General features: G+C 66.5%; 18 protein-coding genes and 1 pseudogene. 4 read left to right on the top strand and 15 right to left on the bottom strand.

The genetic code is table 11. The annotated features are described in order from the left end of the window. Window positions 1–327: pseudogene (locus tag M7H19_RS09055) on the bottom strand (dihydrofolate synthase); the annotation flags it as partial. 65 nt (window positions 328–392) lie between these two features. Between M7H19_RS09055 and M7H19_RS09050 the strand changes: the two are divergent. Next, window positions 393–1,004, top strand: coding sequence for a class I SAM-dependent methyltransferase (locus M7H19_RS09050; protein WP_298179548.1), 612 nt, complete (start codon window positions 393–395; stop codon window positions 1,002–1,004). A gap of 84 nt (window positions 1,005–1,088) precedes the next feature. Here M7H19_RS09050 and M7H19_RS09045 read toward each other — a convergent pair whose 3' ends face one another. The 7 genes from M7H19_RS09045 to M7H19_RS09015 all read right to left on the bottom strand — a co-directional run bounded on the left by M7H19_RS09045 (window position 1,089) and on the right by M7H19_RS09015 (window position 12,098). Beyond that, window positions 1,089–2,375 carry an MFS transporter gene (locus tag M7H19_RS09045; RefSeq protein ID WP_298179546.1) on the bottom strand — a complete coding sequence of 429 codons (1,287 nt, stop codon included), beginning with the start codon at window positions 2,373–2,375 and terminating at the stop codon, window positions 1,089–1,091. 353 nt (window positions 2,376–2,728) lie between these two features. Next, on the bottom strand, window positions 2,729–6,331 hold the full coding sequence (locus M7H19_RS09040) for a ThuA domain-containing protein (RefSeq protein WP_298179542.1): 3,603 nt from the start codon (window positions 6,329–6,331) through the stop codon (window positions 2,729–2,731). Between the two features lie 80 nt (window positions 6,332–6,411). After that, on the bottom strand, window positions 6,412–7,266 hold the full coding sequence (locus M7H19_RS09035) for a sugar phosphate isomerase/epimerase family protein (protein WP_298179539.1): 855 nt from the start codon (window positions 7,264–7,266) through the stop codon (window positions 6,412–6,414). Between the two features lie 33 nt (window positions 7,267–7,299). After that, window positions 7,300–8,475 carry a substrate-binding domain-containing protein gene (locus M7H19_RS09030; protein ID WP_298179535.1) on the bottom strand — a complete coding sequence of 392 codons (1,176 nt, stop codon included), beginning with the start codon at window positions 8,473–8,475 and terminating at the stop codon, window positions 7,300–7,302. Then, entirely contained in the window at window positions 8,472–9,476 is a 1,005-nt protein-coding gene (locus M7H19_RS09025) for an ABC transporter permease (RefSeq protein WP_298179533.1), read from the bottom strand. The genes M7H19_RS09030 and M7H19_RS09025 overlap by 4 nt, the downstream gene beginning before the upstream one ends. Continuing rightward, window positions 9,473–10,414: an ABC transporter permease gene (locus M7H19_RS09020; RefSeq protein ID WP_298179530.1), complete on the bottom strand. Its 942-nt coding sequence runs from the start codon at window positions 10,412–10,414 to the stop codon at window positions 9,473–9,475. Before M7H19_RS09020 ends, M7H19_RS09025 begins: the two co-directional genes overlap by 4 nt. Window positions 10,415–10,580: 166 nt before the next feature. After that, complete coding sequence (locus tag M7H19_RS09015; protein ID WP_298179524.1) at window positions 10,581–12,098, bottom strand: sugar ABC transporter ATP-binding protein; 1,518 nt, start codon at window positions 12,096–12,098, stop codon at window positions 10,581–10,583. Window positions 12,099–12,249: 151 nt separating this feature from the next. On the opposite strand from M7H19_RS09015, the gene M7H19_RS09010 reads away from it, so the two are divergent. Beyond that, window positions 12,250–13,173 (top strand): SGNH/GDSL hydrolase family protein, encoded by a 924-nt coding sequence (locus M7H19_RS09010; protein WP_298179521.1) that lies wholly within the window; start codon window positions 12,250–12,252, stop codon window positions 13,171–13,173. A 39-nt stretch (window positions 13,174–13,212) separates the two neighbouring features. Here M7H19_RS09010 and M7H19_RS09005 read toward each other — a convergent pair whose 3' ends face one another. Continuing rightward, window positions 13,213–15,861 carry a valine--tRNA ligase gene (locus M7H19_RS09005; protein WP_298179517.1) on the bottom strand — a complete coding sequence of 883 codons (2,649 nt, stop codon included), beginning with the start codon at window positions 15,859–15,861 and terminating at the stop codon, window positions 13,213–13,215. A 62-nt stretch (window positions 15,862–15,923) separates the two neighbouring features. Beyond that, window positions 15,924–16,592: a GPP34 family phosphoprotein gene (locus M7H19_RS09000; protein WP_298179515.1), complete on the bottom strand. Its 669-nt coding sequence runs from the start codon at window positions 16,590–16,592 to the stop codon at window positions 15,924–15,926. Between the two features lie 91 nt (window positions 16,593–16,683). Between M7H19_RS09000 and fdhD the strand changes: the two genes are divergently transcribed. Together fdhD and M7H19_RS08990 are read left to right on the top strand one after the other, a co-directional pair. Continuing rightward, a complete protein-coding gene (gene fdhD / locus M7H19_RS08995) occupies window positions 16,684–17,502 on the top strand; it encodes a formate dehydrogenase accessory sulfurtransferase FdhD (RefSeq protein ID WP_298179513.1) in 819 nt (272 codons plus the stop codon). A 50-nt stretch (window positions 17,503–17,552) separates the two neighbouring features. Further along, window positions 17,553–18,425 (top strand): alpha/beta hydrolase-fold protein, encoded by an 873-nt coding sequence (locus tag M7H19_RS08990; protein WP_298179511.1) that lies wholly within the window; start codon window positions 17,553–17,555, stop codon window positions 18,423–18,425. A gap of 22 nt (window positions 18,426–18,447) precedes the next feature. Here the strand turns inward: M7H19_RS08990 and M7H19_RS08985 are convergent, their stop codons facing one another. The 5 genes from M7H19_RS08985 to M7H19_RS08965 form a co-directional block, all read right to left on the bottom strand. Continuing rightward, window positions 18,448–19,374, bottom strand: a complete 927-nt coding sequence (locus M7H19_RS08985; protein WP_298179509.1) for a sensor histidine kinase — start codon at window positions 19,372–19,374, stop codon at window positions 18,448–18,450. Between the two features lie 68 nt (window positions 19,375–19,442). Further along, on the bottom strand, window positions 19,443–19,796 hold the full coding sequence (locus tag M7H19_RS08980) for a hypothetical protein (RefSeq protein WP_298179507.1): 354 nt from the start codon (window positions 19,794–19,796) through the stop codon (window positions 19,443–19,445). A 26-nt stretch (window positions 19,797–19,822) separates the two neighbouring features. Next, entirely contained in the window at window positions 19,823–21,112 is a 1,290-nt protein-coding gene (gene clpX, locus M7H19_RS08975) for an ATP-dependent Clp protease ATP-binding subunit ClpX (RefSeq protein ID WP_298179505.1), read from the bottom strand. A 190-nt stretch (window positions 21,113–21,302) separates the two neighbouring features. Beyond that, window positions 21,303–21,929: an ATP-dependent Clp protease proteolytic subunit gene (locus tag M7H19_RS08970; RefSeq protein ID WP_298179503.1), complete on the bottom strand. Its 627-nt coding sequence runs from the start codon at window positions 21,927–21,929 to the stop codon at window positions 21,303–21,305. A 27-nt stretch (window positions 21,930–21,956) separates the two neighbouring features. After that, window positions 21,957–22,562 carry an ATP-dependent Clp protease proteolytic subunit gene (locus M7H19_RS08965; RefSeq protein ID WP_298179500.1) on the bottom strand — a complete coding sequence of 202 codons (606 nt, stop codon included), beginning with the start codon at window positions 22,560–22,562 and terminating at the stop codon, window positions 21,957–21,959. Window positions 22,563–22,587 lie beyond the last annotated feature (25 nt).

Genomic DNA, 22,587 nt, shown 5'->3' with positions numbered 1-22,587 from the left:
CCCCAGGTGGCTGAACAGCGTCTCGATCATCCGCGCGGTCGAGCTCTTGCCGTTGGTACCCGCGATGTGGATCACCGGATACGCGCGCTGCGGATCGCCGAGCAGATTCGCCAGCGTGGAGATCCGGGTCAGCGAAGGCTCGATCTTGGTCTCGGGCCAACGCCGATTGAGTTCGGCCTCCACGGTGAGCAACTCACGACGGGCCTGTTCGTCGATCGCGGCCTCGTCGACCGGTTCGACGTCGGACTCGTCGTCCGGCAACGGACCGGCGATGAAGTTCTCCCCTTCCGAGAGTTCGGGGGGAAACTCCTGGTCGTCGGGCGGCACGCACTCTCCCTCGACAGCTTGCTGTGACGCTGTCGAGTCTACGTCGCCGCCGATACGGTGCCCGGGTGCCCTTCGACCACAACACCCACTACCACCCGCTGCTGCTCCGACTGGTACCTCCCGGCGCGCGGCGAGCGTTGGACGTCGGGTGCGGCATGGGTGAGTTCGCCAGGAAGTTGGCGGCGAGAGGCCTGGACGTCGACGCCATCGACCCGGCGGGGGAAGTGCTGGAGCCGGCCAAAGCGCTGGGTTCACCCGGGCCGGGCACCATCACCTATCACCGGGCCGACGTGACCGAACATCCACTGCCACCACGGCACTACGACGTCATCACGTGCATCGCGTCACTGCATCACCTGCCGTTCGACACCGTGGCAACGCTGCGCGACGCCCTCGCGCCCGGAGGTGTGCTGGCGGTGCTGGGCCTGGCGCGCCCGAGCACGCCCCGGGACCGGGCGGTCTGGTTGGCTTCCCTGCCCCTCAACTACGTCGCCCAGGCGGTGGTGTCGGTGGCCGAACGTCTGAACGGGGGCGCGGACCCCGTTCCCGAGGCACCGATCCGGGATTGGGACATGTCGCTGAACCACATTCGCCGCGAGGCCGCTCGGCTGCTGCCCGGCAGTCGGATCCAAGTACTGCCGTTCTGGCGCTATCTCCTCGTCTATCGGCGAATGTGAGGAGTCCGACGCCCGGATACCGGTCGGCCCCGTGCCGCTCGAAATGCACGCTCCCTGCCCGTCATCCTCAAGGGAGTTCTCCGCTCACTCGCTGACACCGGACGAGGGCATTCGAGTGGCCCGACGCGACCGTCGGCCGCGCTGCTCGAAGCCGGTCAGAAACCAGTTCACGACTCCCATGGTGGCGACGATCGTCGCCACCACGACGGGAAGCACGAGAGCCGCAGGCGTTCCGGCCCGCTCGGCGATCTCACCGGTGACGGCGGAACCGAGTGACTGCCCGACGATGATCCCCGAACCCAGCATCGTCATCACGGTCGCCGTGCGTCCGGCCGGACTGCGTTCGGCCCCGAAGCTGTACTGGGTGACCAGGGTCGGGCCGATACCGATACCCAGAAGCGCCAGGGCCGTGACCATCCCGGGGACGTCCTGCACGAACAGAAGCAACAGGCTGCCGGAGAAAAGGATCGCGGAGAACGTCACCCAGCGGGCACGCAGCGAGAACCTCGACGGCATGAGCACGACACCGAGGGCGAACGCGGCGGAACCGATGCCCATCACCCCGTACAGGAGTCCGGCTTGATCGGATGCCCCGCGGTCGGCCATGAATGAGGTCAGCGACGTGAGCATCGCGCCGAAGAAGGAACCGACGCCGAAGGTACCGGTCACGACGACGAGCAGGCGAGCGCGGAACAGTTCACGCGCCGAGGAGGGCGCGGCACCGTCCGCACCGCGGGCCGCGGAGACGTGCCGGCCGCTCGGATGCAGAGCGAACGCACCGACGAACAACAGGGTGAGCACGGCAGCCCCGACCAGCGGGGCCCACGGCGCGAACGCCGAGGCGAGGATGCCGACGACGAACGGACCGATGACGAACACGGTCTCGTCCGCGGCGGATTCATAGGCCATCGTGGACGACAGGGTCCGTGCCCGGCGAGTGGGAGCCATGCGTTCGGTGATGATCGTGACCAGGCGGGAACGCGACATCGGCGCGACCTGTGGAGCGGTGGCGCCGATTCCGAACGCGACGGCCAGAACGGCGATGTCCGGGGCATCGCTGTAAGCCACCATCGTGAAGGCGAGAAGCATCGCAGCGTTCGCACCGGCGAGCACCAACAGCACCGGCCGTTGTCCGAAACGGTCGGCAGCCGCTCCCGAGAGCGTGCCGAAGCAGGCCGTCCCGGCACCGACCGCGGCCGAATTGAGGCCGCCGAGGGAGATCGACTCCCGGGCAGAGACCACGAGGGTGAGCACTCCCACGACCATCATGGCGAACGGCAGACGCGCGATGAAGGCGATGAGGAAGTAAGGCAGTCCCGCCGTGCGAAGCAGCCTCGGTGAGGACGAACCGGTTTCGATCGTCCGAGTCATGAGACACCTCCACGGATGCGGTGGTTGCTTACGTGCCGCCGCTGTCCGTCGGGGTGCCGACGGCCGGTAGATGCACAGAACTGGACGGGCCGAGAACACGTCACGGCCGCGAGACGCCGCGAGACACTGTACCCGCCGACCCGGCATGGTTTTTCCGGTGGCGCCCCCATGGGGCCTACGCGCTCCCTTCGCCCGGCCCGGCGAAGGGAGCATCCCCCTTCCCCGCACGACCACATCGAGGGGTGGCGGGTGAATTGTCGAAGCCGACACCGGGCGGCATCCGGCTCACCGCCCGGTGTCGGCCTGTGCGGGGGGCGGCCCGGCATCCGTCCCCCGCGTCTGTCACCGGTCCCTCACGCGCGCCACTCCTCGATCAGCGACTCCGCGTCCCGGACCAGCACGTTCGCCACCTCCTCGTCCGCGATCCGTTTCTCAACGCCGTCGGCGAACGTGTGCAGCACCACCGAGGCCGCGAGGGTGCTGAATCGCTTGAGCCCCTCCACGGCGATGAGCTTGAGCTCCAGCACCTTCGCCGTCTTCGCGTCGATGCGGTCCTCGTCCGCGAACCTCTCCACCAGCTCTCGCATGTCGTCAAGCGAGGTGGTGACCGTGAAAGTCACCTTCCGCTCGGCCGTGTTGCCCGCCTTGTCGGTCGCCGTGACCACGAGTTCGTGCGTACCGAGGCTCAACGTGTGCAGCGGTATCCCCGCCCCGTTTCGCACGGCCTCGCCGTCGAGAGTCGCTTCCTCCGAGGCGACGCCCGAGCCGGTGTCGGCGACCTCCCAGCCGAGGGTGACGTCGGTGGCATCGCCGTAGGAGGCACCGTCCTCCACTCCGGTCACCGAGACCTCGGGTGCCTCGTCGTCGACCTCCGCCACACCATCACCGATGAACGTCAGCGAATCGAGATCGAACGGGCTCGCGGTCTCACCCCGGAACACCACGAACAACTCGGTCGTGCCGCCCGGATCGGTCACCGCGGCCGGAGGCAGGTCCTCGTACCGGTCCCAGCCACCCGTGGACGGAACATCCACAGTGGCCACCACCGGGCCGTCCGGAGCCCCGGCCCGCAGCTCCACGGAGCCACCGCCGCCCTCGGGTGCCGACACTCGCAGCGAGACCTCGTCGATGCCCGCGAAATTCACCGGCGTGAACGCGATCCAGTCACCGTCGTCGATGTCACCGATACGCTTGCCGTTCTCCGCGCCTTCCGCGTTCACGATCCGGATGCCTTCCGAGGACGTGAAGTACTCGCCCTGTTTGTGCTTGGGCTGCAGGATCACGGTGTCCCGGCTGATCAACCGCGGCGCGTCGGTGCCGCCGTGGTCGGTGTAGCTGGCGTCGATCGAGTAGAAGATGTTCGCCCCGGCGTGGCCGTCGTCCACGATGGTCTCGATCATGCCCTCACAGGCGTTGATCGGGTCCATGGGATGCGCGTGCGCGTCGTGGCCGAGTGCGGGCTGTACGACCACCTCACCGCAGTCGATCTCGCCGTCCTCGGGGTCGGTGACGTCGACGTCAAACGCCACGTGGTCACCGAAGTCGAAGAACCCGCCGTTCACGGGTGCTTCCATGGAAACCGTGGGCGCGGTGTTGCCCACCGTCACGGTCACGTTGCCCACTCCGGTCTTGCCCGTCTCGTCGGTCACCGCGAGCTGCACGTTGTACTGCCCGTGTTCGGTGAACGTGTACGTCGGATCGGCCTCGGCGGACGTGCCACCGTCACCGAAGTCCCACGCGTAGGTGACCTCCGTGCCCTCGGGGTCGTGCGACCCTTCGCTGGTGAACGACACTTCCAACGGGGCCTGCCCCGAGGTCACCGTGGCCCCCACCTCGACGATCGGCCTGCGGTTGCCCTGGTTGTACTCGATGCGGTAGAGCCCCGAGTCCGGGTTGTCCCGGCCGTAGCCACCGCCCCACTCCAGCAGGTACATGGCACCGTCGGCCCCGAACCGCATGTCCATCGGCGCCATCGTCTGTTCACTCGTCAACCACGGGTCGAGGTTGAGCACATCGCCCTGTTCGTCGAGCGTGATGGTGTAGATGCGGTTACGCGCCCACTCGTAGAAGAACGCCTTGCCGTCGTAGTACTCGGGGAACTTGCCCTCGGATTCGAGGTCGGGGTCGTACCGGTACACCGGACCGCCCATGGGAGCGGCACCACCGGTTTCCAGGATCGGGAACTCCTCCGACTCCCCGTAGCCGTACCAGACGTCGGCCTCCTGGGCGGGCGGCAGTTCGGCGAGCCCCGTGTTGTTCGGCGAGTCGTTCACCGGATTCGCACAGTCGAACTTCTCCCCCGAGGTGCCCGTGGCGAAGTCGTAGTCGTTGTACGGGATGTTGTCGCCGATGCAGTACGGCCAACCGTAGAAACCCGGCTCCCGCACGATGTTCCACTCGACCTTGCCGTCGGGGCCGCGCTCGGGGTCGGCGGCGCCGGCGTCGGGGCCGTAGTCGGCCAGGTACAGAGTCCCGTCGACATCGACGGTGAACCGGAACGGGTTACGAAATCCCATCGCGTAGATCTCGGGGCGCGTGTTCTCCGTGCCCGGCGCGAACATGTTGCCCTCGGGGATCGTGTACCCGCCCTCGGCCTGCGGGGTGATGCGCAGGACCTTGCCGCGCAGGTCGTTGGTGTTGGCCGACGTCTTCTGCGCGTCGAACAGGTCCCGTCCTTCCCGCTCGTCGATCGGGGTGTACCCACTCGATTCGAACGGGTTGGTGTCGTCGCCGACACCGATGTACAGGTCACCCGTCGGACCGAACGTGAGGTATCCGCCTGTGTGGCCCGGCTCCTCCCGGCGTGAGGCGGGGATGTCGAGGATCTGTACCTCGCTGTCGAGCGAGATCGCGTCGCCTTCGACGGTGAACCGGGACACGCGGTTGATCTCCTCGTCCCCGGGCGGGGAGTAGTACAGGTAGATCCAACCGTTGTCGGCGAAGCCCGGGTCGAGCACCAACCCCACCAGGCCGTCCTCACCGCCGGAGTAGACCGGAAGCTCCAATGCCGTGAACGTGCTCTGGGTCTCCGGGTGATACACCATCACCCGGCCCAGGATCTCCGAGTAGAACACTCGGCCGTCCGGGGCGACGTCCATGGCGGTGGGTGCCTGGGTGTTGGTGTCGAGCGCGACCTTCTCGAACGCGGAGCCCACCGTGGCCGAGCAGTCCGCTTCGACCACACCGGCCGCCGTGCGCACACCGCCGAGGATGTGCTGGATGAAAGGTTCCTCGCTGTAGGCGGCGCTGTCATGCCCCATGGCGGTGGCCCACACACGGGACAGACCGACATCGCGACACCAGGAGATCGGGTGGTCGGCTCCCATCGCGTCGGGGCCGGGATCATAGGTGGACTCGTCGGCCGACACGAGCACGTGCACCTTGCCGCGCATACTCTGGTCGAAATTGTACCACTCCTCGGCCCGTTCCCAACGCGCCGGGAGCCCTTCCGTCGACGGATGGTGGTGGTCGGTGACCTTCGCCGTGCCGTCCAGCACGCCCGGCGAGTGCGACGGCATGTGCGCGCCCGCGTTCACAAGGTCGTCCCACCACGGGAACTCGTTCTCGATCCCCATGTCGGTGGCGTTGTGGATCGCGGCGATACCGCCGCCGTTCTCCACGTAGTTCTGCATCGCCTCGCGCTGCGCGTCGTTCTCCCAGACCATGCCGGAGGTCTGGAACATGATGACGACGTCGTAAGCCGCCAGGTCGTCGTCGTTGAAGACGCTGGAATCCTCGGTGTGGTCGAACGTGAAGTCGTTCTCGGCGGCCAGGTCCTCGAACATCTCGATCCCGGCCGGAATGGACTCGTGCCGATATCCCTCGGTCTTGGTGAACAGCAGTGCGTGGAACTCGGCTTCCTGTGCCTGCGCGGCCACCGGAGCCACTCCGGCGGTGAGCAACCCGCCCAACGCGATGGCGCCGAGGCGCGACAACGGTCTCTTGCGTCTACTCATGGAATCCTCACGTGGGGTGTAGAGGGTGATGAGTGATCACGGCGTGCCGGCGCCGTCGACGGTCGGGGACGAACCACTCCCTACGACATCACCTCCTTCAAAAAGGCCAGGCCGTCGACCGCGAGCGCGTCCTGACTCGTGGCCAACGGACGCCAGATCGAGGCCGCTTTGGCGATGCTGTCGTTGTGCGCGGTGAACGACTCGATGCACAACGGCCCGGTGTAACCAGCGTCGGCGAGCGCCGACAGCAACTCGGGCCAGTCGAAGTGGTCGCGGCCGGGTGCTCCGCGGTCGTTGGCGCACACCTGTACGTGTGCGACACGGTCATAGGCCGCGCGGATCGCCGCGGCGATATCACGTTCCTCGATGTTCTGGTGGTAGAAGTCGAGCGCGACACCGCACGAGGGCATCCCCTCCAGGGCGCGCAGAGTCTGCTCGACGGTGTTGAACAGGCTGGTTTCGTACCGGTTGAGCGGCTCGATCCCGAGTGTCACACCGACGTCGTGGGCGTGCTCCACCACCGGGGTGATGTGTTCCCGCCATTCACGGACGCACGCGGCTCGTTCCCGTTCCGACATCCGCCAGGTGCGCCCCACGGAGGCGTAGGCCGGGCCGCACAGCGCGGAGGAACCGAGCTCCGCCGCGATGTCCAGGCATCGACGCAGATAGTCCTGGGTGGCGTCGACCGTGCCCGCGTCGGCGTTCACCAGTTCCCGCCCCTCCGGCATGACCAGCACCACCGAAGCGCCGAGTCCGTGGTCGGCCAGCAGTCGGCTCGCCTCACCGGGGTCCCAATCCCCCACGTTCTCCACCGGAAGCTCGACGAGGTCGAATCCTCGGGCCGCGATGGCGGGCACCAGTCTCCGCAGTTCGGCGTCGTCCAACGGTGACGTCCAGACCCACGTGTTCACACCGATCGGGTGCATAGTGGACATTGCTCGGCACTCCTGTCGACTCGGCACCGCTCGTCATTGCCAACGCTGGGGGTAACCGGGCATGTCCTGGCAACCGCACAGCGCGTAGTGCAGTGGCGGCATGCTCTCGCCGAGATACCGGTCGAGGTTCTCCTCCGTCACCACCGGCTGCGGCAGGACCCATTCACGCGGCACCTGTTCGCCCGACAGGATTCGCAGCGCGGCGATGACCGGCGTACGCCACTGATAGGTCGGATACGCCGGGGCCTGCGCGGTCAGGTTCTCGTCCCGCCACTTCTCCAGGAACTGTTGCTGGTCCTCGCCCGAGATGGCGGGAGGCTCCATGCCTTGGTCCTCGAATGCCTCCAGCACGGCCACGGCCGCCGTGCCGTCGTCCATCCAGATACCGTCGATCCGGCCCTCGCGTTGGAGGTGGTCACTGACGATGCCCTTGGCTCTTGCCGTGTCGTTCTCGGTGAACTCGACTCCCACCACTTCGACACCGCGTTCGGCGAAGACGCGTTCGGCCGCGGCCCACCGGTGTTCCAACACGTCCACCCCGGGCAGCACGCGCAGTGCCAGCACCGTGCCACCCTCACCGACCTCGTCGGAGAGGAATTCCGCTGCCGTGGCACCGAAGGCGTAGCCTCCGATGGGGTGGATGAACGTCACGGGACAATCGGTGTTGACACCGCGGTCGAACACGATCACGGGGAGGCCGCTGTCGCATGCCTGTTCCACGGCGGGCGTCAACGTCGACGTCGTGTTCGGTGAGACGATCAGGGCGTCGCAGCCCTGTGCCACCAACGATGCGATGTCACTGATCTGCTTGTCGTCCTTGGCCTCGGCGTCGAGAACGGTGAAATCGGCGATCTCGTCGTGCAGTTCCACTTCGGCCTGCATGGTCTTCCAGCCGACCTGCCGCCACGGATTGTCCACCGACGCGTTGGAGAAACACAGATGGTGCGGCCCCTCGGTGGCATAGGAAGAGGTGTCGACCGGGTCCGGTTCGAGCGCCTGTTCCCACGGTTTACCGTCCGGTCCTTCGGGCGTGACGTCCCGCAGAGCGAGTTGCCGCTCATACTCGGCTTGGTCGAAGAACTCGTTCGCCTCCGAGGTCTGCCGCTGTGTCCCGTCCGGCGAAGCACCCTCAGTGGGGAGGTCGCTGGTGCAGCTCGCCATCGTCAACGCCCCCACCGCGGCGACCACGGTCAACCATGATTTCCTCATGCGGTTCTCCTTGTCCGGAACTTCGACCGCCCCACTGCCGCGTAGGCCACGGCGGCGATGATGATGACGCCCTGTACGGCCGACTCCGGCCCTCCGGAGACGCCGAGAAGGTTGAGCAGTGAGAACAAAGCCTCCAGCGTGAGCGCACCCGCCACCGCGGCGACGACGGAGCCTCGCCCTCCGCCGAGCACCACGCCACCCAGGACGACGGCCGTGATGACCTGGAACTCCAGCCCATCGCCGACCTGCGCGGACACACCGGCGAACCCGCCGAGCAGGATCGCGGCGATCGCCGCCGACACTCCCGACAACACGAACGCGAGCGTGCGCAGGCCCTCGACACCGCCGCCGCCGAGTCGCACCGCGGTCTCGTTGTCGCCGACCGCCACGAGCGTGCGCCCGGTGCCGCCTCTCATGAACACCACGGCCGCGACCACCAGCCCGGCGAGCAGCAACACCGACCACGGCACCTGGCCGAGCAGCGGAACCTCGAAGCCCTCGCGCCCCACGGTGCGGAAAGCCCCCGACAGCGCTCCCCGGGGCGCACCGCCGGTCCACAGGAACACCGCGCCGTCGAGCACGAGCAGCATCCCGAGCGTGACGATGAACGACGGCGCCGACAGTCGTGTGGTGATCAGTCCGTTGACCAGGCCCACCAGCGCACCGAGGACCAGCAACAGCGGCACGACCCACACCGTCGCCGTCTCGTCACCGTCGAGCAGCCGCGCCGCGATCACGACCTCCGCCGTGACCAGCGATCCGACCGAGAGGTCGAACCCGCCGCTGACGATGACGAAGTACTGTCCGATGGCGAGGATCATCAACGGCGCCGCACGTTTGAGCAGCGCCAGGTAACCCGACGGTTCGCTGTAGGCGGGACCGGCGAACGCCAAAGCCACCAGCACGATCGCGAGCACGGCCAGGACCGGGCCGGTGCCGTTCCCAAGTCTGGGGCCCGGCAGTCCGCGCGATCGTCGCGTGGGAGTGGTGGTCTCGGTCATCGGCCGGCCCTCCTACGCCTGGTGTACAGCGCGACGGCCACGATCAGCACGACACCACGGACCACGTCCTTGAAGAACGAATTCACACCCAGGTCATCGAAGATCGTGTCGAGGGTCGCGAGGATGAGGACACCGCCGATCGTGCCGACCACGCCACCCCGTCCACCGGCAAGGATCGTGCCGCCCAGCACCACCGCCGCGATGGACTCCAGGTCGTAACCACCGTCGGTACCCACCCACGGGGCTCCCGCACCCAGCCTGCTCGCGAGGAACAACCCGGCCAGGCCCGCGGCCACCGAACACAACACGTGCGCCAACACCACGGTCCGCTCGGTACGGACGCCCGAGAACCGCGCGACCTCCTCATCGCCGCCCACGGCATAGACGTGGTAGCCGGGACGCGTCCGTGTAAGGAACCACCAGGCCACCGCCGCGAGCCCGAGCATCAGCACTGCCGACACCGGGACCGGCCCGATCCGGTCGTAACCGAGGTGCTGGAACACCGTGGGCACGTCCCCAGCCGGGCCGTCGTAGGAACTTTCCAAGTAGCCACGGATGATCAGCCCGGTGCCCAACGTCGCGATGAACGCGTTCACCTTCAGACGCGTGACCACCAACCCGTTGACCAGTCCCACCCCGACCGCGCACGCGAGCGTCAACACCACGGCGGGCACGATCATCGCCGGATCACCGGCCATCGTCTCCGCGGCAATCAACGAGGAGAGCCCCACCAGGTAAGCCACCGACAGATCCAACTTGCCGGTGAGGATCACCATCGTCTGTCCTATGGCTACCAAACCGAGTGCGGTGCTGCGAACGAGGATGTTCGAGATTCCACCCTGATCGAGCAATACTCCGCCGCGCAGGGCGACAAGCACACTTCCGACGATGACGACCAGCACCAAGGCGCCGTAGACACCGACGACCGGATTCGCCAACCGGCTAGTCCACTGAGGACTATTAGAAGTTCTGGAGGCCACAGCGGTTCCGCTCACGCGGCCTCCTCCGTGTCCTGCGGGACACCCTCCCCTACCGCGGCACGCAAAAATGCCACAGCGGGGGCCCACCCCAGTCGGCCGCCATAAGCGCAACACAAATCCTCGCTCACGCGGCCTCCTCCGTCGCCACATGGCCGGTGGCCAGCCTCATCACCGCCTCCTCCGTCGGCCCCGCGGGGAGCTCGCCCGCGATCCGACCGTCGTGCATGACCAGCACCCGGTCGCTCATGCCGATCAACTCGGGCAGCTCGGAGGAGATCATCACGATGGCGACACCGTCCCTGGCCAGCCCGCGCAGCAGCTCGTACACCGCCTGTTTGGCGCCGACGTCGATGCCGCGGGTCGGTTCGTCGACGATGAGTACCCTGGGCTCCACCGCCAACCACTTGGCGAGCACCACCTTCTGCTGGTTTCCGCCGGACAGGAACCGCACCTCCTGCTCCGGTGACCGCGCGACCACCGTCACCGCCTGCAGCAGCTCCGAAACGCCTACCGCCGTGCCGCGCGCTCGCCCGCCGAACGCCGCACGCCGTACCAGCAGCGTGTTGTCCCGCACCGACTGGCGCAGGGCCAGTCCCTCGCCCTTGCGGTCCTCGGTGACGTGCGCGATCCCGGACCTCACAGCCACGCGTGGCGACCGCACTCGCACCGGCGAACCGTCCACTTCGACCGTTCCGGTGGTGAACGGCTCGCTGCCGCACACCGCCCGGGCAACGGCTGAACGCCCCGCGCCCTGCAGCCCCGCCAGCCCGACGATCTCGCCCGCGCGTACTTCCAGGTCTATGTCGCGCAGCCGCTCGTTGCCACATCCAGACAACCGCAACCGCGTCACACCGAGCTCCGACTCGGCCGCGCGCGACGGGAACAACGCCTCGAGCGGACGCCCCACCATGTGGCGCACGAGATCATCACCGGTCAGCTCGTCACTCGCCCGGGACGTGACCAACGCACCGTCCTTGAGGACGGTGATGCGGTGACTGAGTTCGAACACCTCCACCAGCCGGTGGGAGACGTACAGAACGGCGATATCCCGGTCGCACAGTCGCCGCACGAGTCCGTACAGCAGCTCCACCTCGTTGTCGGCCAACGCGGCGGTGGGTTCGTCCATCGCCAGCACTCGGACATCACTCGACAGCGCCTTGACGATCTCCACGACCTGCCGTTGAGCGACCGACAACCGTCGCACGGGATCTCGCGGAGAGATACCCGTGGCGCCGAGGTCCTCCAGCAACGCCGCCGTGTCCGCCTCCATGCGCCGCCGATCGACCATCCCGCGCCGCACCGGCTCCGACCCGAGAAACACGTTCTCGGCCACCGACCGATCACCGAGCAGATTGAGTTCCTGGTGCACGATGGAGATGCCCGCGGCCTGCGCCTGCCTGGGAGTCGAGAACGACACCGGACCCCAGTCGAGTTCCACGCTGCCGCCGTCGGCGGCATGGACTCCGGCCAGGATCTTCATCAGCGTCGACTTGCCCGCCCCGTTCTCCCCCACGAGGGCGTGCACCTCACCGGCGTACAGGTCGAGGTCCACATCGCGCAGGACCACGTTGCCCAGGAACCGTTTGGTGATCCCCCGCATGCGGACCACCGGCTCCCGCCCAGTGAGACCAGTCACAGCCATAGCTGCGCACAATAGTCGATCTTATGCGCATGTCAAACAAAAGTATTTCTTATCGATACACAAGAAGGCATGTAGTGAACCCAAGGTTTCGTGACCGCAAATCACCCTTTTGGAAGATCTACCAACGAAAGGGACCAGCTAGAACTGAGGGATGCGCAGCCGCCGGAGTCTGGTCACCGTCCTCGTGTCCGTGTTCGTGCTGGCACTGATACATCCCGCCACCGCGGCCGCGGCCTCTCCGGAGCCGGTACAGACCTCCCCGGTGCAGACCTCCTCGGAGCCGATGCGCTACGTCGCTCTGGGCGACTCGTACACCTCCGGGCCCCTGATCCCTTTCCAGCGCCTCGATCGGATCGGTTGCCTGAGATCCACCAACAACTACCCGTCCGTGGTGGCCCGACGGCTCGGACACACGGTGCTCACCGACGTTAGCTGCGCCGGGGCCGACACCACCGACGTGACGCGGCCACAGGAACTGGCCCTCGGACACAATCCACCACAGTTCGACGCCCTCCGCTCCGACACCGACCTGGTGACCATCGGCATCGGCGGCAACGACTACGGCGTCTTCGGCAGTGTCATCGACACCTGCCCGGAACTACGGGAAACGGATCCGACCGGCAGTCCCTGCCAGGAACACTTCACAGTGGACGGCACCGATACGCTGAAAGCCGCGATCGACCGCACTCGCGTAGACGTCGAGACGGTGCTCGCCGGCGTCCGACAGCGCTCCCCTAAGGCCACGATCCTGTTGATCGGCTATCCCCGAATCGCGCCGCCCAGCGGCACCTGTCCCCACATCCTGCCGTTCTCCGACGGCGACTACGCCTGGCTGAACGACATCGAGGAGACACTCAACGCGGCTTTGGCCACAGCGGCGGCGAACAGCGGGACCGGCACCACGTTCATCGACACCTACCCCGCATCGCTCGGCCACGACGCCTGCTCCGACCACGCGTGGTTCCAAGGGCGGGTCCTCAACCCGATCGGCGCGGCGCACTACCACCCGAACCACTGGGGCATGGAAGGCGTCGCCGAGGTCATCCTCGACCACCTGGCCGCCCGCGGACGGTGAGCGGGAACGGCGACCTCACCCGCTAGCCGCCCGCGAGACTCACGAACCCAGCGAGTCCAGCGACTCCAGCCTGGCCTTGATGCGTTCGATGTCGGCGACGGCGGCGTCCCGGCGAGCACGGACCTTCTCGACGACCTCGGCGGGCGCCTTGTCCAGGAAGGACTGGTTGCCGAGCTTGCCCTCGTTCTGCTTGAGCTCCTTCTCGGCGGCGGCGAGGTCCTTTTGCAGCCGCTTACGTTCGGCGGCCACGTCGATCGCCCCGGACAGGTCGATCTCCACCGTCACCGGACCGCTCGACAGGGCGACCTCCAGTGAGGCCGTCGTCGAGAACGCGTCACCGGGCTCGCTCAACCTGGCCAGTGACCGCACCGCCTCCTCGTGGCCCTCGATCGCGGCGGCCCCTTCTCCGGACAGTCGGGTCGACACCCGCTGCCCCGGCTTGAGGCCCTGGTCCGAGCGGAACCGCCGAACTTCCGTGACCAGCTTCTGCACGTCGGCGATCCGCGTGTCCGCCTTCGGGTCGGCGGGGAATGCCCACGCCGAACCCACGGGCCACTCCGTGATCACCAACGACTCACCGCCGGTGAGCGTGGTCCACAGCCGCTCGGTGATGAACGGGATGAACGGGTGCAGCAACCGCAGCACCACGTCGAGAACGTGGCCCAACACCACCCGGGTGCTTTCGGCCTTCTCACCGGCCAGCTGCACCTTCGCCAGCTCCAGGTACCAGTCGCACAGCTCGTCCCACGTGAAGTGGTAGAGCAGGTTGGTGGCCTTGGCGAACTGGAAGTCCTCCAGCAGCGAGTCCACTTCGGAGGCGACGGACGAAAGCCTGCCGAGGATCCACCGGTCGGCCTCGGTCAGTTCGTCGGCGTCGGGCACCGGGACGGCGGCGGTGGCGCCGTTGGACATGGCGAAACGGGTGGCGTTCCACAACTTCGTGCAGAAGTTACGCGACCCGGCGGCCCATTCTTCGGCCAACGCCATATCGGCACCGGGGTTGGCACCCCGCGCCAGCGTGAACCGCGTGGCGTCGGCACCGAACCGGTCCATCCAGTCCAACGGGTCGATGACGTTGCCCGTGGACTTCGACATCTTCTTGCCGTGCGCGTCCCGGATCAGGCCGTGCAGGTAGATGTGTTCGAACGGGATCGAGCGTTCCGGGCCGTTGTCCCGCATGCCGTACAGGCCAAACATCATCATCCGGGCGACCCAGAAGAAGAGGATGTCGTAGCCGGTCGACAGCACGCTGGTCGGGTAGAACTTCGCCAGGTCGGCGGTCTCCTCGGGCCAGCCCAACGTGGACATCGGCCACAACCCCGACGAGAACCACGTGTCGAGCACGTCGGGATCCTGGGTCCAGCCCTCACCGCTGGGCGGCTGCTCGTCGGGACCGACGCACACCGTCTCGCCGTTCGGTCCGTACCACACCGGAATGCGGTGCCCCCACCACAACTGGCGCGAAATGGTCCAGTCGTGCATGTTGTCGACCCAGTCGAAGTAGCGCTTGGCCAACTCCGGCGGATGGATCTTCACTCGGCCGTCGCGCACGGCGTCACCCGCGGCCTTCGCCAGCGGCTCGACCCTCACCCACCACTGCAGCGACAGGCGAGGCTCCACCACCGTGTCACAGCGGGAGCAATGCCCCACCGCGTGCACGTACGGACGCTTCTCCGCCACGATCCGGTTCTGCTCACGCAGCGCCGCGACGACGGCAGGCCGGGCCTCGAACCGGTCCAGGCCCTCGAACGGACCGTGTGCCGTGATGATCCCGCGCTCGTCCATGATCGACGGCATGGGCAGGTCGTGTCGTCGGCCGATCTCGAAGTCGTTGGGATCGTGCGCGGGAGTGACCTTCACCGCTCCGGTACCGAACTCGGGGTCGACGTGGGAATCGGCCACGATCGGGATCCGACGACCCGTCAACGGGAGTTCGACCTCGGTTCCCACGAGGTGCGCGTACCGCTCGTCGTCCGGGTGCACCGCCACCGCCGTGTCACCCAGCATCGTCTCGGCCCGCGTCGTGGCCACCACGATGGAGGCGTCGCCCTCGCCGTAGCGGATGGACACGAGCTCGCCCTCGTCGTCGGAGTGGTCCACCTCGATGTCGGACAGCGCCGTCATGCACCGCGGGCACCAGTTGATGATGCGTTCGGCCCGGTAGACGAGTCCGTCGTCGTAGAGTCGCTTGAACATCGTCTGGACGGCACGCGAAAGGCTGTCGTCCATGGTGAACCGCTCACGCGACCAGTCCACGCCGTCGCCGAGACGTTTCATCTGGTCGAGGATCTTGCCGCCGTACTCGGCCTTCCAGTCCCAGACCCGCTCGACGAACCGTTCACGGCCCAAGTCGTGGCGTGACAGCCCCTCCTTCGCGAGCTCCCGCTCCACCACGTTCTGGGTGGCGATGCCCGCGTGGTCCATGCCGGGCAGCCACAGCACCTCGTAACCCTGCATGCGCCTGCGCCGCGTCATGGCGTCCATGAGCGTGTGGTTGAGCGCATGCCCCATGTGCAGACTGCCGGTGACGTTCGGTGGCGGAAGCACGATCGAGAACGGCGGCTTGTCCGACGTCGCATCGGCTTGGAAATAGCCCGCCGATACCCACCGCTGGTAGATCGCGGCCTCTTCGTCGGCCGGATTCCAAGAAGTGGGCAGATCGGTGTTTCGCGCTGCGCTGTCCGTCACGATAAGTAAGTCTACGAAGTCCCTCCTCCCGCCTCTCACCGGCTCACCGGCTGCGGACGGAGTCAGGAGGAACCGGCCACCAGGATCGTGGGGACGATCAACGTCGCTGTGACGATCTCCTCGACGGTCTTACGCAGAGCGTCGCTCGCCCAGTTGCCCTCCGCGATCTTCTTGGCCCTGCGATCGGCCACCTCGCCGTCCTCCTTGCCGATGACGTGCTTCAGCGCCGTGGTGTTGGCCAACAGGGCGATCAGCGCGGCGGTACGTTCGTCCGGCTCCTCGCCGTCCACGAGCACACGACGCAACTGGGCCTTGACCTGTTCCTCGTGCCGGGAGTCCTCGGCGGGCCAGCGGGTGGTGGGGAACAGTCCGAGAACACGACCACGTTCCCGGCGGAGAATGCCACGTTCGACGAGTCCCTGGAGCAGACGCTCGATGAGTTGACCACTCGCCAAGGGACTCAACACGTCCTTGGGTTTCTTCCCTTCCAGCGTGGACAGTTGAGCGAGCGCGTCGTCCAGCGGTGCCGACCCGGTCGGTGTGTCGTCCCGCATCACGATCCTGCCCGACTTGCCCTCGTCGCCGTCGGTGGTGATATCGACACGCTCTCGGATGGCCAGTTCCACCAGCAGTGCCCCGGCCAGCGAATGCTCCAGATGGGAGATCATGCTCACCGGTTTGCCGACCTCGTCGTCGTACACCAGCAACAGCAGATCCTCAGCGATCAACATACCCGCGAGCGTAGAGGATGATCTTCACTCGCGTTCGGTGTCCGGAACACGTCATGATGGAGGGGCCGCGCAACGTGAAGGAGTGGTGCCGATGGGCCGGGTGACGGTACGCAGACCCGTGCGAAAACTGACTCCGCACGGCGACCGCCGCAGGCCGGACACGCTGGCCGCCGAGGAACCGCTGGAGATCCGCGTCTCGGGCACCCCCCTGGCCGTCACCATGCGGACACCGGGACACGACGTCGAACTCGCACACGGTTTCCTGCTGTCCGAAGGTGTCATCGGGGCCAGGGAGGACGTCGTCCTCGCCCGCTACTGCGACAGTGTGGACGACACCGGCCGCAACACGTACAACGTGCTCGACCTCCAGCTGGCCGACGACGTGCCGATGCCCGACGTCGGAGTGCAGCGCAACTTCTACACCACGTCGTCCTGCGGGGTGTGCGGCAAGGCCGCGTTGGACGCCGTGCGGCTGAAAAGCCGGTTCGCTCCCGGCGACTCGACGTTCACGATCGATCGCACGGTGCTGTCGGCACTGCCCGACGCCCTTCGACGGGAACAACGCGTGTTCGCCTCCACCGGAGGGCTGCACGCGGCGGCCCTGTTCACCGCGGACGGCACGTTGCTCGCCGTGCGGGAGGACGTCGGCAGGCACAACGCCGTGGACAAACTGCTCGGCTGGACACTTCAGGAGAACCGTGTTCCCGCGCGCGACACCGGATTGTTACTGTCCGGCCGCGCCTCCTTCGAACTGGTTCAGAAGGCGACGATGGCGGGTATCTCCCTGATCGCCGCGGTGTCGGCACCTTCGTCACTCGCGGTCGAGCTGGCCGAGGACAACGGCATGACCTTGGTCGGCTTCCTCCGCGGGGAGAGCATGAACGTGTACACCGGCAACGGGATCGAGTAACCGAAGGCGAGTGCGTCCTCGTCGCGCAGGACGAGGCCCTGGGAGTGGCCGTGCCGTATTCACCCGACTCACGACGATCCGGTATTCTGCTCAGCAGGCGAAGCGTTCTGCTGGGTATCACGTTGTCGGCGACGTTGGGTGTCACCTCTCTCGGCGGAACCTCCTCGTCGGCACGTTCGGTGCGGGCAAGTGGCGTCGCGATACGAGAAGAGCGCTACTCGCGATACCGTCGGCAGGACGTCGAAGTGGTCTACACGCTCCCTCGCCGAACCCCACCACACGGCATGCCCATGGTGGTGTTGCTGCACGGCCGAGGCTCCGTCGCCCGGAGGGCCGGCCCGGGCAGCCTGATGACCAGACTCGGCGACGCCGTGGCCGATGGACGCATCCCCGCGCTCGGCTTCGTCGCCGTGGACGGTGGCAGTACGTACTGGCACGAGCACCACCGTGGCGACGATCCCATGAGCATGCTCTTGGAAGAAGTGCCCGAATGGTTACGCGCACGTGGCCTCGCGGGCACGGACGGCACACCATTCGCTTCCGCGGGGATATCGATGGGAGGTTTCGGCGCCCTGCTCTACGCTCGCCGTCGTTCCGAACGAGGACGTCCCGTACGAGCCGTCGGAGCGGTCGCCCCCGCACTGATGTCGTGGCGGCGGATGCGTAAACGACGCGTCTGGCGCAGCAAGGCCGAATGGACCTCCATGGACCCCCTGCACAATGTCGAGGCCCTCAGCAACGTCCCCACCGGCATCTGGTGCGGAACCGAGGACCCGTTCATCAACGGCGTGCGCACTTTCATCGAACGAGCCGATCCCGAGATCGCCCATCTCGCGCCCGGGAGCCACAGCCCTCGTTTCTTCCGGTCCACCGTGCCGGGCCTGCTCGATTTCCTCGGCAAGCACACACCACGACAGGTGTGAGGTGGTGACCACGTCACCGCGGTCACCACCGCAGATAGACCTGCGTCGTCAGTCCTTCCGGACCGGTGTGCGTGCGCACGAGATCCGAGATCTGGTTGACCAATAACAGACCCCAACCTCCGTACTGGTGGGCGGCAGGTGGCCTACGGCCGGCCAATGGGTCGGTGAGCCGGCCCTTGTCGGTGACCTCGAAGACCACACCGTCCTCGTGCCGCCAGATCGCGAAGACTCCTCTCCCGCCACCATGCTGGACGCTGTTAGCACATATCTCGCCCACCGCCAGGGCGACATCCTGCAGGCGGTTCTCCCCGAAGCCCGCGCACGCGGCGAACTCGGTGGCGGTTCGGCGGACCTCCGACAGAGCTTCGATGTCGAACGGCAACGTGAACGCGCCGTCGGGAATCGGCAACGGCACGTTGCACCGCTCGTACGCGGTGTGCGGAGCATAAGCCGTACTGGGCCACGTTCCTGTCGAGTCCACGAGCACGGTGTGCGTCGCCTCCACATCGGCGACCGCCTCGGGACTGAGGATGTTGATGTCGTACGGACACAGAAACGTCGCGGCCCAGTCGGCGAACGCGAGGTTGATCAAGGCCTCGTGTTGGACACATGCCAGGTACTCCTCCGTCGAGCGTCCCTGCCACACGGGCTCACCGAGCAAGCGGGCAGGTCCCTGCGCATCGGAGAAGAAACGGAGGAGGGTCGGCAACACCCGTCCGGGATTGCGTCCCACGTCATTCATGTCGAGCAGACGGATCCGGTCCGCGGCCGGCCCGAGAGCCCGCTCGAGCAGCCGAATATGGTGCTCCGGCACCGCCACCACTACGGACTCGCCCTGGGCGAGCCCTCGAAGAATGAAAGGCACTGTTCCGGCCAGGTAATCCTGGGTGTCCCGGTAGAAAAGCGCCTGGTGAGAAAACCGCCCCTCGATATCGTGAAGTCCTCTCACGGCTACGTTTCCTCGCGCTCACATCGCTAACCCGAACGGGCTATCCCGGGGTCGCGCTGTGTAAACCCTCAGAGCAGGGTACGAGCGAGGTACGACATCGACCACAGAGAGACCGAGACCGCGACCGCGAACAAAGTCATCTGCCCCACGAGCTGTCTATCGGTGACAGCCGTACGAAGGCGCCACACCGCGTAACCGGAGACGGCCAACCCGGCGAGCGGGATGAGCGGTACGGCGGAGGCACGCGTGATCGTCGCAAGCAGACACACGGCCACGAGTACGCCCAGCAGAACGAGCAGTGCCAGGTGGACGCGCGGTCGACGCAACCGTGCGACCCTGACGAACTTGCGGGCGAGATCATCGAAATCGGCGCCCTGATCGCCGTTCGACACGGGCGAGGACGTCGGTGGCGTAGCTGTCATGGAAACCGAGAGTAGCGTTCAGCGCTTTAGGCCGACTTCTCCCCACGCTCCCGCTGCCGCCGTGTCGGCTGACGTGACACGATCGTGGGATTCACGTTCTCCCGCACCGTCTGTTCGGTGATGACCACCTTCGCCACGTCGTCGCGACTCGGGATCTCGTACATCACCGGTTGCAGGACCTCTTCCATGATCGCGCGCAGACCGCGTGCGCCGGTCCCCCGCAGCAGCGCCTGGTCGGCGATCGCCTCCAGCGCCGTCTTGGTGAACTCCAGCTCCACGTTGTCCATCTCGAACAGCTTCTTGTATTGCTTGGTCAACGCGTTGCGCGGTTCGGTGAGGATACGCACGAGCGACTGCTTGTCGAGGTTGGTGACGCTGGCGACGACCGGGAGACGACCGATGAACTCCGGGATCAGACCGAACTTGATCAGATCCTCGGGCATCGTCTCGCTGAAGATGTTGCTCTCTTCGATCTCCCGCTTGGTGCGGATCTCGGCCCCGAAGCCCAGACCACGTTTACCGATGCGGTCGTTGATGATCTTCTCCAGGCCCGCGAACGCCCCTGCCACGATGAACAATACGTTCGTGGTGTCGATCTGGATGAACTCCTGGTGGGGATGCTTCCGTCCACCCTGCGGGGGCACCGACGCCGTCGTGCCCTCCAGGATCTTGAGCAACGCCTGCTGCACACCCTCACCCGACACGTCCCGGGTGATCGACGGGTTCTCGGACTTACGAGCGATCTTGTCGACCTCGTCGATGTAGATGATGCCCGTCTCAGCGCGTTTGACGTCGTAGTCTGCGGCCTGGATGAGCTTCAACAGGATGTTCTCGACGTCCTCACCGACGTAACCGGCCTCGGTCAACGCGGTGGCATCGGCGATCGCGAACGGAACGTTGAGCAGCTTCGCCAGCGTCTGCGCCAGATAGGTCTTGCCACACCCCGTGGGGCCCAGCATCAGGATGTTGGACTTCGCCAGCTCCACAGGCTCGTCCTTAGAGTCCTTGGAGCTGTTCGGGTCCGACTGGATGCGCTTGTAGTGGTTGTACACCGCGACGGCGAGAGTCCGCTTGGCCTCGTCCTGGCCGATGATGTACTGCTCGAGGAACTCGTGGATGTCGGCCGGCTTGGGCAACTCATCGAGCTTGACGTCGCTCGTCTCGGCGAGCTCCTCCTCGATGATCTCGTTGCACAGCTCTATGCATTCGTCACAGATGTACACGCCGGGCCCGGCGATGAGCTTTTTCACCTGTTTCTGGCTCTTGCCGCAGAAAGAGCACTTCAGCAGGTCTCCCCCGTCGCCGATCCGTGCCATGACCGCTGCCTCGTCCCCTCCCGGTGTCGATGACACCTTTCCTCGTGCGTTGCCACTGACGGTACCCGTCCCGCGCGCCCAACGGGAGATTTACCAGCGATCGAGCGCCCGGAACCTCAAGACTAATGCGAGAAGCGGACGGCGGCCCTGTGCAGACACGCCGCCCGCCCCATCACGAAGGCCGCTTCCGTCAGCTCTGCGATGCCTTGCGGTACTCCAGCACGTGATCGATGATGCCGTATTCCTTGGCCTCTTCGGGCGTCAGAATCTTGTCACGCTCGATATCGGCCCGCACCTCGTCGGCCGACTTGTTGGTGTGCTTGGCCAGCGTGGTCTCCATCAGGCGGCGCACCCGCTGGATCTCGGCGGCCTGGATCTCCAGGTCCGACACCTGCCCGTAGGCACCCTCGGTAGCGGGCTGATGGATCAGCACGCGGGAGTTCGGCAACGCGAGCCGCTTACCCTTCGTGCCCGCGGCCAGCAGCACCGCGGCGGCCGAAGCGGCCTGGCCGAGGCACACCGTCTGGATGTCCGGACGGACGTACTGCATCGTGTCGTAGATCGCCATCAACGCGGTGAACGACCCACCGGGCGAGTTGATGTACAGGATGATGTCGCGATCCGGGTCCTCGTGCTCGAGGTGGAGCAACTGCGCCATCACGTCGTTAGCGGAGGCGTCGTCGACCTGGACGCCCAGCATGATCTGCCGCTCTTCGTAGAGCTTGTTGTACGGGTTCGACTCCTTGATCCCGTAGCTCGTGCGCTCCACATACGAGGGCAGGATGTACCGGGCCTGCGGAAGCTGGAAACCGTTCATGATTCTCCTCCTAGCCTGGCTGCCCGGTCAGTTCGAGTTCGGGGTCGGGTTGTCGCGAGTCAGCACTTGGTCGACGAAGCCGTAGTCCTTGGCCTCGGCCGCGGTGAACCACCGGTCACGGTCGCTGTCCTTGAGGATCTGTTCCACCGTCTGACCGGTCTGCTCGGCCGTGATGCGCGCCAGCTCGTACTTCCACTTGCTGAACACCTCGGCCTGGATGGCGATGTCCGACGCCGTGCCGCCCACACCGGCCGAAGGCTGGTGCATGAGGATCCGCGCGTGCTGCAAGGCGTAGCGCTTACCCGGCGCCCCCGACGACAACAGGAACTGCCCCATCGACGCTGCGAGCCCCATCGCGTAGGTCGCCACGTCCGGCTCGATGAGCTGCATGGTGTCGTAGATGGCGAACCCGGCCGTCACCGAACCACCCGGCGAGTTGATGTAGAACCGGATGTCGGAATGCGGGTCCTCCGCGGCCAGCAGCAACAGCTGCGCGGTGATGCGGTTGGCGACCTCGTCATTCACCTCGGAGCCGAGCACGACGATGCGCTCCTGGAGCAACCGCTCGTACACCGAGTCGGTCAGGTTGAGCCCCGCGGTGCTGGTCCGCCCCTCGGGCATGTGCTGCGTCACGTCTGCCTGCCTTTTCGGAGTTGCG

Origin of the sequence: Saccharomonospora sp., assembly GCF_027317685.1 — a bacterium.
Taxonomy (GTDB): Bacteria; Actinomycetota; Actinomycetes; order Mycobacteriales; family Pseudonocardiaceae; genus Saccharomonospora.
The sequence above is the reverse complement of the archived record's forward strand: the minus strand, read 5'-3'. Positions and strand labels throughout refer to the sequence as shown.

What these genes read in the sequence shown, in the direction of transcription:
- M7H19_RS09045 (WP_298179546.1), bottom strand. Translation starts at nt 2,375, where the DNA reads ATGACTCGGACGATCGAAACCGGTTCGTCCTCACCGAGGCTGCTTCGC.
- M7H19_RS09040 (WP_298179542.1), bottom strand. Translation starts at nt 6,331, where the DNA reads ATGAGTAGACGCAAGAGACCGTTGTCGCGCCTCGGCGCCATCGCGTTG.
- M7H19_RS09035 (WP_298179539.1), bottom strand. Translation starts at nt 7,266, where the DNA reads ATGTCCACTATGCACCCGATCGGTGTGAACACGTGGGTCTGGACGTCA.
- M7H19_RS09030 (WP_298179535.1), bottom strand. Translation starts at nt 8,475, where the DNA reads ATGAGGAAATCATGGTTGACCGTGGTCGCCGCGGTGGGGGCGTTGACG.
- M7H19_RS09025 (WP_298179533.1), bottom strand. Translation starts at nt 9,476, where the DNA reads ATGACCGAGACCACCACTCCCACGCGACGATCGCGCGGACTGCCGGGC.
- M7H19_RS09015 (WP_298179524.1), bottom strand. Translation starts at nt 12,098, where the DNA reads ATGGCTGTGACTGGTCTCACTGGGCGGGAGCCGGTGGTCCGCATGCGG.
- M7H19_RS09010 (WP_298179521.1), top strand. Translation starts at nt 12,250, where the DNA reads ATGCGCAGCCGCCGGAGTCTGGTCACCGTCCTCGTGTCCGTGTTCGTG.
- M7H19_RS09000 (WP_298179515.1), bottom strand. Translation starts at nt 16,592, where the DNA reads ATGTTGATCGCTGAGGATCTGCTGTTGCTGGTGTACGACGACGAGGTC.
- fdhD (WP_298179513.1), top strand. Translation starts at nt 16,684, where the DNA reads ATGGGCCGGGTGACGGTACGCAGACCCGTGCGAAAACTGACTCCGCAC.
- M7H19_RS08980 (WP_298179507.1), bottom strand. Translation starts at nt 19,796, where the DNA reads ATGACAGCTACGCCACCGACGTCCTCGCCCGTGTCGAACGGCGATCAG.
- clpX (WP_298179505.1), bottom strand. Translation starts at nt 21,112, where the DNA reads ATGGCACGGATCGGCGACGGGGGAGACCTGCTGAAGTGCTCTTTCTGC.
- M7H19_RS08970 (WP_298179503.1), bottom strand. Translation starts at nt 21,929, where the DNA reads ATGAACGGTTTCCAGCTTCCGCAGGCCCGGTACATCCTGCCCTCGTAT.